Source organism: Thauera sp. JM12B12, assembly GCF_039614725.1.
Classification (GTDB): domain Bacteria; phylum Pseudomonadota; class Gammaproteobacteria; order Burkholderiales; family Rhodocyclaceae; genus Thauera.
In genome coordinates this window covers 892,068-904,180 of sequence record NZ_CP154859.1, presented here as the reverse complement: position 1 = coordinate 904,180, position 12,113 = coordinate 892,068, and the positions used below count along the sequence as shown (strand labels likewise).

The window sequence follows — 12,113 nt, the reverse complement described above, 5'->3', positions numbered from 1 at the left end:
GGGGGCGCTCACTGTCCGCGCCCGCTGCGTTGCACGCGCAGGCGCGGATCGACGACGAAGTACAGCAGATCGACGATGAGGTTGATGACGACGAAGATCAGCGCGATCAGGACCAGGTAGGCCGCCATCACCGGGATGTCGACGAACTGCACCGCCGTGATGAAGAGCAGGCCCACGCCCGGCCACTGGAACACGGTCTCGGTGATGATCGCGAAGGCGATGATCGAGCCGATCTGCAGCCCGGTGATGGTGATCACCGGCAGCAGGGTGTTCTTGAGCGCATGGCCGAAATGCACCGCGCGGTCGGTGAGGCCGCGGGCGCGCGCGAACTTGATGTAGTCGGTGCGCAGCACCTCGAGCATCTCGGCGCGCACCAGGCGCATGATCAGCGTGAGCTGGTAGAGGCCGAGCGTGATCGCCGGCATGATCAGCGACTTCAGCCCCGAGGTGGTGAGCAGCCCGGTGGTCCACCATCCGAGGTCCACCACCTCGCCGCGGCCGAAGGCGGGGAGCACCTTCAGTTCGACCGCGAACACGTAGATCAGCAGGATGCCGATCAGGAAGGTGGGCAGCGACACGCCCACCAGCGACAGCCCCATGATCGCGTGGCTCAGCCATCCATCGCGGCGCAGCGCGGTATAAACGCCGAGCGCGATGCCGAGCGCGAGCGCCCCGAAGCCCGAGATCAGCGCCAGTTCGAGCGTGGCCGGCAGGCGCTCGGCGATCACGTCCGCCACCGGCCGCGCCATGCGGTAGGACACGCCGAACTCGCCCTGCGCCGCGTTGGCCACGAAGCGGAAGAACTGCACCGGCACCGGCTCGTTCAAGCCGAGCGACTCGCGCAGCGCCTCGCGCTCGGCCATCGTCGCCTCCTGCCCGACCATGTTGTTCACCGGGTCGCCGATGTAGCGGAACAGGCCGAACGACACCAGCGCCACCGTCAGCATGACGAGCACGGACTGCAGCAGGCGGCGGAGGATGAAGGCGAACATGGCGTCGGAAGGGACAGGTTGCTGTGGGAGCGGGCTTGGCCGCCCCCACAGGATGGATCAATGGGGTCTGACCCCATTGATCTCGATTTACTTCTTGAACTTCAGCAGCTTGAAGTAGGGATAGTTCTCGGACTGCACCGGGAAGTCGATGTTGTCCTTCATCGCCCAGTTCAGCATCTGGTGGTGGATCGGCAGGTAGACCACGTCGTCCTGCACCGTCTTCCACACCTCGGCGACCATGCCGGCGCGCTTGCCGAGGTCGATCTCGCGCGTCATCGCGGCGACCAGTTCGTCGACCTTCGGGTTCGAATAGCCGGTCACGTTCCACGAGCCGCCCTTGTCGGTCTTGGTTTCGTAGAGGTAGTGGAAGACGTAGTGCGAGTCCATGGTCGGCACGCCCCAGCCGAGCATGTAGAGGTCGAGCTCGCCCTTGGGCAGCTCCGCGAAGTGGATGCTCTTGGGCCGTGCGTCCAGCCGCGCCTTGACGCCGATCTGGCCGAACATGCCGGTCACCGCCTGGCAGATCGCCTCGTCGTTCACATAGCGGTCGTTGGGGCAGGACAGCGTGACCGAGAAGCCGTTGGGGTAGCCGGCCTCGGCGAGCAGCGCCTTGGCGCGCGCGAGGTCGGGCGCCGGCACCACGTCCATCGCCTTGTCGTAGCCGTCGATGAAGGGCGGCGCGACGATGCCGGCGGGCACCGACTGGCCGCGCATCACCACGCGCTTGACCGCCTCGCGGTTGATCGCGATGTTCATCGCCTCGCGCACGCGGCGGTCGGCGAAGGGGTTCCTGCCCTTGACGTCCGCACTGCGCAGCTCGGCCGCGCCCTGGTTCATGCCGAGGAAGATCGTGCGGTTCTCGGGGCCGGAGCGCACCACGAGGCCCTTGGCAGCGGACAGGCGCTCGAGATCCTGCACCGGCGGGTCGAGCAGGAAGTCGACCTCGCCCGACAGCAGCGCGGCGACCCGGGTGGCTGCCGAGCGCACCGGGGTGAACACCACCTTGCTCACCTCCATCGGGTACGTGCCCTTGCCCCAGTAGTCCTCGTTGCGCTCGAGTTCGGTGCGCACGTCGGGCTCGCGCTTGGCCAGCCGGAAGGGGCCGGTGCCGTTGGCGTTGCGCACCGCGAAGGTCTCGTCGCCGGCCTTGTAGTTCTGCGGCAGCGTGACCTTGTTCGCCTCGGACCACTCGCGGTCCATGATGAAGAGGTTGGTGAGGTTGTTGGGCAGCAGCGGGTTGGGGCCGTCGGTGCGCATGCGCACGGTGTGCTCGTCGACCTTGGTCACCTCCACCACCGTGGTGAGCAGGCCCTTCATGTCCGAGTTCTCGTGCTTGGCGCGCATGATCGAGAACACCACGTCGTCGGCGGTGAAGGGGTTGCCGTTGTGGTACTTCACCCCCTCGCGCAGCTTGAACTCCCACACCGTCGGGTCGTCGGTGATGCGCCAGGACGTCGCCAGCCGCGGTGCGAGCTTCATGTCCTGGTCGCGGAACACCAGCGAGTCGTAGACCTGGTGGTTCATGACGTGGGTGGGCCCCTCGTTCTGGGCGTGCGGGTCCATGGTCAGGGCATCGCCGGCGGCGGCCCAGCGCACGGTCTCGGCGGCGGCGGGGGCAGCGAGGCCGCCGAGGGCGGCAAGGGCGAACGGCAGGGCCAGGGCGAGACGGGTCTTCTTCATGGCGTGGATCTCCGTTGGAGCGGGTTGGACCGATGGGCCGGCGTCATGCCGGACGATTGTTGCATCGCCAGCCCGGCGGGCCAAGCGCGACGCGCGCTGATGCGGGTTGTCCCCGATCGGGTGCGATCGGGCTGAGTCGCTGCCGAGCCGGCGCGGGGTCGCGGCAGCGTCAGCCCAGCCAGCGTCCGACCGTACCCATCGCGACGGTGAGGAAGCCGAGCGTGAGGTTGGTGCCGACCAGCTGGCGGATGCGCCCGAGCGCGGCGCCGCCCGCCTTCCAGTCCCCGGCCGCCACTGCGCGGGTGAGCGCGCCATAGGGCGCAAAGAAGACGAAGGCGTAGATGGCGATCATCACCAGCCCCATCAGGAACATGAGGTGCTGGTAGAGCGGCGCGGCCGCGAAGCCGTGGCGCAGGATCAGCGCCAGCCCGCTCGCCAGCACCACCGCGACCGCCACCCACACCCAGGTGAAGAAGCGCGCCAGCACGCCGCGCCACAGGCGCAGCCGCGACGGCGGCTCGAGCTGGCTGGCGGCCTCGGGGCGCAGGCAGACGTACGCGAAGAACATCCCGCCCACCCACACCACGACGCCGGCGACGTGCAGGAACAGCAGCATGGGATCGACGCTCATCACGCGCCTCCTTCGGCGGACAGGGAACCCGATTGTGCCGGAAAAGCCGCCCTGCAACGCCCGGATGCGGCGTGCCCGCAGCCGACTGCGCCCGACCGCGGCGAGGCGTACGCGCCCAGGCAGGCTCAATCAGCGCCGATCCAGCCTCCTGCGGGCAGATGGACGAGGTCCTCCGGTACGTCGATGTCGTGCAGCGCAGGCAGTACGCGATGCGTCCAGCCGAGCGCACGCAGGCGCGCACGCGTGACCTCGGCCACGCTCGGCGTACTCCAGGCAATGTCGGCGAACAGGGTCGGATCGAAGCGGCGCAGCCCGAGCAGCACGTAGCCTCCATCGAAGCTCGGCACGAGCACCGCCTCGGCTGCGTCGAGCGCCCCTGCGGCGGCGCGCAGGCGGCCGGCGTCGAGCGCGGGGCAGTCGGTGCCGATCAGCAGCACGCGCTCGCCACCGGCAAGCGCGCGCCGCGCCGCGCCCGCCATGCGCGCGCCGAGATCGCCCTCGCCCTGCGCCGACCAGCGCAGCGCCGCCGGCAACGCGATGCCCTGCCAGGCGGGATCGTCCGGCGCCGGACTCGCGCACAGTTCCACCTCGCCTAGCCCGGCCTCGCTCGCGACGACCAGGGTGTGTGCCAGCATGTCCGCCGCGAGCCCCGCCGCGCCCTCGGCACCGAGCGCTGGAATCAGCCGCGTCTTCACCCGCCCCGGATGCGGCGCCTTGGCGAAGACCACGATGCGGGTCGCGCTCACCGGTAGGCCTCGGCGAGGCGCTCGGGCGGCACGCCGCGCCAGTACGCCCAGCGCAGCCGCCACATCAGCACGATGGTGCGCCACACCCCGCGCTGTTCCCAGCGCCGGCCCGAGGTGGTGACGCGCGCGCGCAGGCAGGCCGGGCGCGACACGCGCAGCAGGCGGCGCGACAGTTCGATGTCTTCCATCAGCGGCTGCTCCGGGAGGCCGCCCACCGCGGCGAAGACGTCGCGGCGCACGAAGATCGCCTGGTCGCCGGTGGCGATGCCGGTGAGCCGCGAGCGCAGGTTCATCAGCGCCGCCACCACGCGCAGCATGCGCGGACGGCCGTCGATGCGCACGTCGAAGCGGCCCCAGACGGGGGCGCCCGGTGCGACGTGCGCGCGCGACTCGCTCGCCGGAGCGTGCTCGCCCGCCCCCGGAAGCCCCCGGGCGAGCGCGGCGCGCACCCTCTCGTCCGCCGCCTCCGGCAGGCGCGTGTCCGCATGCAGGAAGAGCAGGATCGCGCCACCGCAGGCGCGCGCACCGACGTTCATCTGGCGCGCCCGCCCACGCGCGGCGGCGATGACCCGGAAGCCGGCCGCGCGCGCGATCGCCACCGAATCGTCGTCGCTGCCGCCATCGACCAGCACGAGCTCGCAGCCACGGTCGCGCCAGCCGGCAAGATGGACGAGCAGCGCAGGCAGGGTGGCGGCCTCGTTCAGCACCGGCACGACGATCGACAGCGACGGGGCGCGCGCCGGCGCAAGCAGTGACGCACCGGCCCCCGGTCCTGCCCCATCGTGAGCGGGCACCGCCACGCTCAGCCCTTGAGCGCGCCGCCGCAGCTCGAACCGCTACCCGCGGTACAGCCGAAGCAGTGGCCGGCGACACGGATCGGCGCCCCTGCCAGGTCGCGCGTCAGCAGGTCGCGCAGATGCAGGCCACGCGAGCGTGAGGCCACGCCCTCCTGCACATCGCCCGCTACGCCGTCCGCTCCCAGCAGCAGGCCGAGCTGCTGGTTGAAGTCGCAGTCGTAGAGCCTCCCCTGCCAGTCCACGCTGAGCAGCGCGCGGCACATCACCGCGGCGAGGTTCTCCTCGCGGTGACTGGCCTGCAGCAGCGCCATGTAGGCGTTGAACTGCCCCTTCGAGATCAGCGTCGAGCCGAAGCGCTGGATCGGCATGTTGGCGAGTGCGAACAGGCGGGTGAAGACGATGCCGAAGTTCGCGGCGAGCTCGCGCCGGTAGTCGGCCTCGAGCCGGGCCTGGTCGGGCGGCAGCACCGGTCCCTGCGGGTTGTACACGAGGTTGAGCACCCGCGTGCCGTCGGGCTGGCCGTAGCCGAGCGCGTTCAGGCGCTGCAGGCCGGCGATGCTGCGCTCGAACACGCCCTTGCCGCGCTGGCGGTCGACGTTGTCGGCGGCGTAACAGGGCAGCGAGGCCACCACCTCGACGCCCTGCTCGGCGAGGAACTCGGCCAGATCCTCCTGCCCCGGCTCGGACAGGATGGTGAGGTTGCAGCGGTCGATCACGCGCACGCCGAGCGCGCGCGCCGCACGCACCAGGCCACGGAAGCCGGGATGCAGCTCGGGCGCGCCGCCGGTGAGGTCGAGCGTGCCGATCGCGCGCGCGGCGAGCACGCGCGGGATCAGCGCCAGCGTCTCCTCGTCCATCATCTCGGTCCGGCCGGGGCCGGCATTGACATGGCAATGCACGCAGCTCTGGTTGCAGCGGTAGCCGAGATTCACCTGCAGCGTGGCGGTCGCGTCGCGGCGCAGCGGCGGAAAGCGGTGCGTCTCGAGCAGCGGAAGGGTTGCATGCATCTGGCAGGTCTCCGTCGGGAATCGGGGGTGGGGGTCGGGATGGGGGTGGGGCGTTCGCGCAGCGCACGCGGAATCCGCAGCCTGCGCCGTGGTTTTTTGTCGCACGAGACTCGGAAAAGCTTACGCTCCGGAAGTTCGATCCAGCGCCTCACTCGCTCGAAGCCATGAAACGACTCCTCCTCGTCGGCGGCGGCCATGCCCAGCTCGCCGTGCTCCACGCCCTCGCCCGGCAACGCCCGCGCGGGGTGGAGGCGGTGCTGCTGACGCCCTCGCCCTGGCAATGGTACTCGGGGATGCTGCCCGGCTGGATGGCCGGCCACTACGGCGCCGAGGACTGCCGCATCGACCTGCGCCCGCTCGCCGCCGCCGCGGGCGCGCGGCTGTGCTTCGCTTCCGCCACCGCGCTCGACGCCGACCGCCGCATCGTGCACGACGACGCGGGCGCCTCCCACGACTTCGATCTGCTCTCGCTCGACGTCGGCAGCCTCACCGACACGCGCGCGCTCGACGCAATGCCGGCGGGCACCCTGCTGCCGGTGAAACCACTCGAGGCCTTCTTCTCCGCCTGGCCGCAGCGGCTCGCCGCGGCGCGCGCCGGGCAGCTGCGCCGCCTCGCCGTGGTGGGTGGCGGCGCGGCCGGGGTGGAGCTGGTGCTCGCCGCCGCCCAGGCCTTTCACCGCGCCGGCTGCAAGGTGGCGCTCGCGCTCGTCGCACCACCGGGCGGACTGCTCGCCGGGCACGCCGACGGCGTGCGCAGGCGGGTCGAGCGCAGGCTGACGCGGGCCGGCGTCGCGCTGCACCACGCCCGCGCGCGCGGCACGCCCGCTGGCCTCGCGCTCGTCGATGGCGCAGAGCACACGGCTTCCGCCCTGTCCGCCGACTGCGTGATCGCCGCCACCGGCGCGCGCGCCCTGCCCTGGCTGCAAGCGAGCGGCCTGGCCTGCGACGCCGAGGGCTGGGTCGTGGTCGATGCCGGCCACCGCAGCCGCTCGCATCCGGCCATCCACGCCGCGGGCGACGTCTGCACCCGCGATGCACCCGGCTTCGCGCGCTCGGGCGTCCATGCCGTGCATGCCGGTCCGGTGCTCGCCGCCAACCTGCTTGCCGCGCTGGCCGACGCCACGCCCGCCCCGCCGCAGCGCTACCAGCCGCGCCCGCGCTCGCTCTACCTCATCGCCTGCGGCGCGCGCCACGCCATCGCCTCCTGGGGCCCCTGGTCCGCCGAGGGGCGCTGGGTGTGGCACTGGAAGGACCGCATCGACCGCGGCTTCATCGCCCGCCATCGCAGCCCACCCGCCCGCGCCGTGTAAGGATTCGCCCACTGCCCACGACCAACCCGCAAGCACCCGTCGCCCGAGGCTCTTCCCGCATGCCCCCTTCCCCCTCCCCGCACGCCCTGGCTCGCGCCCTGCGCGCGGGGGTGCTCGCCTGTGCGATGGCGGTGAGCATGGGCGCCGCCGCCGCGGTCGAGGTGGGCCGCTTCGACACCCCTGCCCTGCTGCCGCCCGCCCCCTGGCAGGAGATCCGCTTCGACACCGCGGTGCCGCCCACCCGCTACCGCATCCGCGCCTGGGACGGCGTGATGGCGATCGAGGCCGAGTCCGAAGCGAGCATGTCGCTGCTCGCCCGCCCCATCCAGGTCGACCTGCAGGCGACGCCGGTGCTGTGCTGGCGCTGGCGCATCGAGAACCGGCTCGACAAGGCCGACCTGCGCCACCGCGCGGGCGACGACTACGCGGCGCGCGTGTACCTCGGCTTCCGGCTGCCGCCGGCCAGCCTCGGGCTGGCCACGCGCGCCGGGCTCGCGCTGGCCCGCGCCCGCCACGGCGAGCACGTGCCCGACGCCGCGCTCAACTACGTCTGGGACAACCGCCACCCGGTGGGCACCGAGGCGCCCAATGCCTACACCGAGCGCACGCGCATGATCGTGCTGCGTTCGAACGAAGCCGCCACCGGCCGCTGGCAGGAGGAGCGCCGCGACATCGCCACCGACGGGGCCGCCGCCTTCGGTGAGGAGGGCGTCGAGCTGACGCTGCTCGCGGTCGCCACCGACACCGACAACACCGGTGAGCGCGCGCGGGCGGGCTTTGCCGACCTGCATTTCGTCGCCCGCGGCGCACAATGCCGCTTCCCGCCGGATCGCCCGTGACGATGCTGCGCTCACCCATCCCGCCGACCCCGGCCCCGCCTCACCATTCCACCCCGGAGCCCGCCATGCACGAACTCGTCCAGGACTACTACGGCCGCACGCTGAAGTCCTCCGCCGATCTCAAGACCTCCGCCTGCTGCGACGCCAGCGCCCCGCCACCGACGCTCAGGCCGGTGCTCGGCCGCATCCATCCCGAGGTCCTCGCGCGCTACTACGGCTGCGGCCTGGTGAGCCCGCCGCTGCTCGAGGGCTGCCGCGTGCTCGACCTCGGCTGCGGCGCGGGGCGCGACGTCTATGCGCTCGCGCAGCTCGTCGGCGAGCAGGGCGAGGTGGTCGGCGTGGACATGACCGCCGAGCAGCTCGCCGTCGCCCGCCGCCACGAGGACTACCACCGCCAGGCCTTCGGCTTCGCGCGCAGCAACGTGCGCTTCCTCGAGGGCTACATCGAGCGCCTCGGCGCGCTCGGCCTGGCGGACGCGAGCTTCGACGTCATCGTGTCGAACTGCGTGATCAACCTGTGCCCCGACAAGGCCGCGGTGCTGCGCGAGGTCTTCCGCCTGCTCAAGCCGGGCGGCGAGTTCTACTTCTCCGACGTGTATGCGGACCGCCGCGTGCCCGCCGCGGTGCGCGACGACCCGGTGCTGTACGGCGAGTGCCTGGGCGGCGCGCTGTACTGGAACGACTTCCTCACGCTCGCCCGCGCCGCGGGCTTCGCCGACCCGCGCCTGGTCGAGGACCGCCCGCTCGCGGTGACCGACCCCGCGCTCGCCGCCAAGCTGGGCGACATCCGCTTCTTCTCGGCGACCTGGCGGCTGTTCCGCATCGATGGGCTGGAGGGCGCCTGCGAGGACTATGGCCAGGCGGTGGTGTATCGCGGCACCGTCCCCGGACAGCCTTCGCGCTTCGTGCTCGACAAGCACCACCACATCGACAGCGGACGGGTGTTTCCGGTCTGCGGCAACACCTGGCGCATGCTGCACGACAGCCGGCTGCGCCCGCACTTCGACTTCATCGGCGACTTCACGCGCCACTTCGGGCTCTTTGCCGGCTGCGGCGACACGATGCCCTTCGACCCCGTCGCGGCCGGCACCACCACGGCGCCGACCACGGAGCGCAGCGGATGCTGCTGAACGACGATGCCGCGCTCACCGAGCTGCGTCGCGACATGCTGCGCTTCGCGCGCCTGCAGCTGCGCGACGCCGATCTCGCCGAGGACGCGGTGCAGGAGGCGATGGCGGCCGCCTGCGCACAGCAGGCGCGTTTCGATGGCCGCGCCGAGCTCAGGACCTGGGTGTTCGCGATCCTGCGCAACAAGCTGGTCGACCAGCTGCGCCGGCGCGGGCGCAGCGAGAACTTCAGCACCGTGCTCGCGCCGGACTTCGACGACGCCGCGGTGGACGCACTGTTCCGCGCCAACGGCCACTGGCGCCCCGAGGCCCGTCCCGCCGCGTGGACCGATCCCGAGGCTGCGGCCACCCAGTCGGCGTTCTGGCGCATCTTCGAGGCCTGCCTGGAGCACCTGCCCGAGAACCTCGCACGCGTGTTCACGATGCGCGAGGTGCTCGGCCTGGAGACGGCGGAGATCTGCGCCGAGTTGGCGATCAGCACCGGCAACTGCCACGTCATGCTGCACCGCGCCCGCCTCGGACTGCGCGCCTGCCTCGAGAAGAACTGGTTTTCGCACGGAGAGTGCCCCACATGCTGAGCTGCAAGGATGCCACCCGCCTCTGTTCGGACGCGCTCGAGCGCGAGTTGTCGCTGCGCGAGCGCCTGTCGCTGCGCATGCACCTGGCCATGTGCGCCGGATGCAGCCGCTTCGAGGAGCAGCTCGCGGCGCTGCGCGCGCTGAGCCGGCGCTGGGCCGAGGGACACGCTCCACCGGCTGGCGAACCCCCGCCCGGACCCGCTGGTTCCACGGGTGCGGGTGACGAACGATGAAGAAAGCCCTCCTGCTGCTGGTCGTGCTGGCGCTCGTCGCCGCCTTCTTCGCGAGCGGGCTGCACCGCCAGCTCGACCTCGACGCCCTCAAGGCCGGCATGGACGGCTTCGCCGCCTGGCGCGAAGCCTCTCCGCTCGTGGTTGCCGCGCTTTACTTCGCCGCCTATGTGGCGGTGACCGCGCTGTCGCTGCCCGGCGCGGCGGTGATGACGCTCGCCGGCGGCGCGCTGTTCGGGCTGGGCTGGGCGCTGCTGATCGTGTCCTTCGCGTCCACGATCGGCGCCACGCTGGCCTTCCTGGTCTCGCGCCACCTGCTGCGCGACAGCGTGCACGCGCGCTTCGGCGAGCGCCTGCGCGCGATCGACCAGGGCATCGCGCGCGACGGTGCCTTCTACCTGTTCTCGTTGCGCCTGGTGCCGGCCTTTCCCTTCTTCCTGATCAATCTGCTGATGGGGCTCACGCCGATCCGCACCCGCACCTTCTACTGGGTCAGCCAGATCGGCATGCTGCCCGGCACGCTGGTGTACGTGAACGCGGGCACCGAGCTCGGCGCGGTGGACAGCCTGGGCGGCGTGCTGTCGCCCGCCCTCGTCGCCTCCTTCGTGCTGCTCGGCCTGTTCCCGCTGCTCGCGCGCTGGGCGCTCGAGCGCGTGCAGGCGCGCCGGGTGTATGCGCGCTGGACGCGCCCGGCGCGCTTCGAGCGCAACCTGGTGGTGATCGGCGCCGGCGCCGCCGGGCTGGTCACCGCCTACATCGCCGCCGCGGTGAAGGCGAAGGTGAGCCTGGTCGAGGCGCACAAGATGGGCGGCGACTGCCTCAACACCGGCTGCGTGCCGAGCAAGGCGCTGATCCGCAGCGCGAAGCTCGCCCACCAGATCCGCCACGCCGGCCATTACGGCCTGGATACCGCCGAGCCCCGCTTCAGCTTCCACAAGGTGATGGCGCGCGTGCATGAGGTCATCCGCAAGATCGAACCGCACGACAGCATCGCGCGCTATACCGGGCTGGGCGTCGAGGTCGTGCAGGGCTACGCGCGCGTCGTCGATCCGTGGACGGTGGAGGTGGCGTTGAACGACGGTGGCACGCAGCGCATCACCACGCGCAGCATCGTCATCGCCGCCGGCGCCCGCCCGGCCGTGCCGCCCCTGCCCGGGCTGGAGGCGGTGGGCTACCTGACCAGCGACACGGTGTGGGACGCCTTCGCCCGGCTCGATGCGCCACCGCGCCGGCTCGTGGTGCTGGGCGGCGGGCCGATCGGCTGCGAGCTGGCGCAGTGCTTCGCCCGCCTCGGATCGCAGGTCACCCAGATCGGACGCGCGCCGCAACTGCTGCCGCGCGAGGACGAGGACGTCGCCACCTTCGCCCGCACCACCCTCGAGCGCGACGGCGTGCACGTGCTGACCGGCTTCGAGGCGCTGCGCTGCGAGCGTGAGGAGACGCCGGCCGGGGAACGCAAGTTCATCGTCGTCGCCCGCGCCGGCGAGGAGACGCGGATTGCGTTCGACGCACTGCTGTGCGCGGTGGGCCGCGAGGCCCGGCTCGAGGGCTACGGGCTGGAGGAGATCGGCATCCCGGTGCAGCGGACGGTGGTCACCAACGAGTACCTCGAGACCCTCTACCCCAACATCTACGCCGCGGGCGACGTCGCCGGCCCTTACCAGTTCACCCACGTCGCCGCGCACCAGGCATGGTACGCGGCAGTCAACGCGCTGTTCGGCAAGCTGAAGCGTTTCAAGGTCGATTACCGCGTGGTGCCGCACACCACCTTCATCGACCCCGAGGTGGCGCGCGTCGGGCTCAACGAGCGCGAGGCGCGCGCGCGCGGCATCGCCTTCGAGGTGACGCGCTATGGCCTCGACGACCTCGACCGCGCCATCGCCGACGGCGCCGACCATGGCTTCGTCAAGGTGCTGACGGTGCCCGGCAAGGACCGCATCCTGGGCGCGACCATCGTCGGCGAGCATGCCGGCGAACTGCTGGCCGAGTTCACCCTGGCGATGAAGCACGGCCTGGGCCTCAACAAGATCCTCGGCACCATCCACACCTACCCGACGCTGTCCGAGGCCAGCAAATATGCCGCGGGCGAGTGGAAGCGCGCCCATGCACCGCAGCGCGTGCTCGGCTGGCTGGCGCGCTACCACGCCTGGCTGCGGGGGTGATGGCGCGCGGCAGG

General features: G+C 71.7%; 12 protein-coding genes. 6 read left to right on the top strand and 6 right to left on the bottom strand.

From position 1 onward, the window contains the following. Positions 1 to 8 precede the first annotated feature (8 nt). The 6 genes from AAG895_RS04000 to arsS form a co-directional block, all read right to left on the bottom strand. Positions 9 to 992 carry an ABC transporter permease gene (locus AAG895_RS04000; RefSeq protein ID WP_345794267.1) on the bottom strand — a complete coding sequence of 328 codons (984 nt, stop codon included), beginning with the start codon at positions 990 to 992 and terminating at the stop codon, positions 9 to 11. 87 nt (positions 993 to 1,079) lie between these two features. Then, on the bottom strand, positions 1,080 to 2,672 hold the full coding sequence (locus tag AAG895_RS03995) for an ABC transporter substrate-binding protein (RefSeq protein ID WP_345794266.1): 1,593 nt from the start codon (positions 2,670 to 2,672) through the stop codon (positions 1,080 to 1,082). Between the two features lie 169 nt (positions 2,673 to 2,841). Continuing rightward, positions 2,842 to 3,303 (bottom strand): CopD family protein, encoded by a 462-nt coding sequence (locus tag AAG895_RS03990; protein WP_345794265.1) that lies wholly within the window; start codon positions 3,301 to 3,303, stop codon positions 2,842 to 2,844. A 125-nt stretch (positions 3,304 to 3,428) separates the two neighbouring features. Then, complete coding sequence (locus AAG895_RS03985; RefSeq protein ID WP_345794264.1) at positions 3,429 to 4,049, bottom strand: TIGR04282 family arsenosugar biosynthesis glycosyltransferase; 621 nt, start codon at positions 4,047 to 4,049, stop codon at positions 3,429 to 3,431. Beyond that, positions 4,046 to 4,843, bottom strand: coding sequence for a glycosyltransferase family 2 protein (locus AAG895_RS03980; RefSeq protein WP_345794263.1), 798 nt, complete (start codon positions 4,841 to 4,843; stop codon positions 4,046 to 4,048). The genes AAG895_RS03985 and AAG895_RS03980 overlap by 4 nt, the downstream gene beginning before the upstream one ends. Before the next feature lie 8 nt (positions 4,844 to 4,851). Further along, positions 4,852 to 5,853, bottom strand: coding sequence for an arsenosugar biosynthesis radical SAM (seleno)protein ArsS (arsS, locus tag AAG895_RS03975; RefSeq protein ID WP_345794262.1), 1,002 nt, complete (start codon positions 5,851 to 5,853; stop codon positions 4,852 to 4,854). Between the two features lie 164 nt (positions 5,854 to 6,017). Here arsS and AAG895_RS03970 point away from each other — a divergent pair, with 164 nt between their 5' ends. The 6 genes from AAG895_RS03970 (at position 6,018) to AAG895_RS03945 (ending at position 12,099) form a co-directional block, all read left to right on the top strand. Then, positions 6,018 to 7,163: an FAD-dependent oxidoreductase gene (locus AAG895_RS03970; protein WP_345794261.1), complete on the top strand. Its 1,146-nt coding sequence runs from the start codon at positions 6,018 to 6,020 to the stop codon at positions 7,161 to 7,163. 59 nt (positions 7,164 to 7,222) lie between these two features. Further along, the gene (locus AAG895_RS03965) at positions 7,223 to 8,002 is read left to right on the top strand and encodes a DUF3047 domain-containing protein (RefSeq protein ID WP_345794260.1); all 780 of its coding nucleotides are present in this window, start codon (positions 7,223 to 7,225) and stop codon (positions 8,000 to 8,002) included. A gap of 65 nt (positions 8,003 to 8,067) precedes the next feature. Then, positions 8,068 to 9,132, top strand: coding sequence for a methyltransferase domain-containing protein (locus AAG895_RS03960; protein ID WP_345794259.1), 1,065 nt, complete (start codon positions 8,068 to 8,070; stop codon positions 9,130 to 9,132). Then, a complete protein-coding gene (locus tag AAG895_RS03955) occupies positions 9,123 to 9,707 on the top strand; it encodes a sigma-70 family RNA polymerase sigma factor (RefSeq protein ID WP_345794258.1) in 585 nt (194 codons plus the stop codon). Before AAG895_RS03960 ends, AAG895_RS03955 begins: the two co-directional genes overlap by 10 nt. Then, positions 9,701 to 9,940 (top strand): zf-HC2 domain-containing protein, encoded by a 240-nt coding sequence (locus AAG895_RS03950; RefSeq protein WP_345794257.1) that lies wholly within the window; start codon positions 9,701 to 9,703, stop codon positions 9,938 to 9,940. Before AAG895_RS03955 ends, AAG895_RS03950 begins: the two co-directional genes overlap by 7 nt. Beyond that, complete coding sequence (locus AAG895_RS03945; RefSeq protein ID WP_345794256.1) at positions 9,937 to 12,099, top strand: FAD-dependent oxidoreductase; 2,163 nt, start codon at positions 9,937 to 9,939, stop codon at positions 12,097 to 12,099. The genes AAG895_RS03950 and AAG895_RS03945 overlap by 4 nt, the downstream gene beginning before the upstream one ends. Positions 12,100 to 12,113 lie beyond the last annotated feature (14 nt).

Bases quoted from the DNA above. Each gene is read 5' to 3' on its own strand.
- AAG895_RS04000 (WP_345794267.1), bottom strand. From the start codon at position 992: ATGTTCGCCTTCATCCTCCGCCGCCTGCTGCAGTCCGTGCTCGTCATG.
- AAG895_RS03995 (WP_345794266.1), bottom strand. From the start codon at position 2,672: ATGAAGAAGACCCGTCTCGCCCTGGCCCTGCCGTTCGCCCTTGCCGCC.
- AAG895_RS03990 (WP_345794265.1), bottom strand. From the start codon at position 3,303: ATGAGCGTCGATCCCATGCTGCTGTTCCTGCACGTCGCCGGCGTCGTG.
- arsS (WP_345794262.1), bottom strand. From the start codon at position 5,853: ATGCATGCAACCCTTCCGCTGCTCGAGACGCACCGCTTTCCGCCGCTG.
- AAG895_RS03970 (WP_345794261.1), top strand. From the start codon at position 6,018: ATGAAACGACTCCTCCTCGTCGGCGGCGGCCATGCCCAGCTCGCCGTG.
- AAG895_RS03965 (WP_345794260.1), top strand. From the start codon at position 7,223: ATGCCCCCTTCCCCCTCCCCGCACGCCCTGGCTCGCGCCCTGCGCGCG.
- AAG895_RS03960 (WP_345794259.1), top strand. From the start codon at position 8,068: ATGCACGAACTCGTCCAGGACTACTACGGCCGCACGCTGAAGTCCTCC.
- AAG895_RS03955 (WP_345794258.1), top strand. From the start codon at position 9,123: ATGCTGCTGAACGACGATGCCGCGCTCACCGAGCTGCGTCGCGACATG.
- AAG895_RS03950 (WP_345794257.1), top strand. From the start codon at position 9,701: ATGCTGAGCTGCAAGGATGCCACCCGCCTCTGTTCGGACGCGCTCGAG.
- AAG895_RS03945 (WP_345794256.1), top strand. From the start codon at position 9,937: ATGAAGAAAGCCCTCCTGCTGCTGGTCGTGCTGGCGCTCGTCGCCGCC.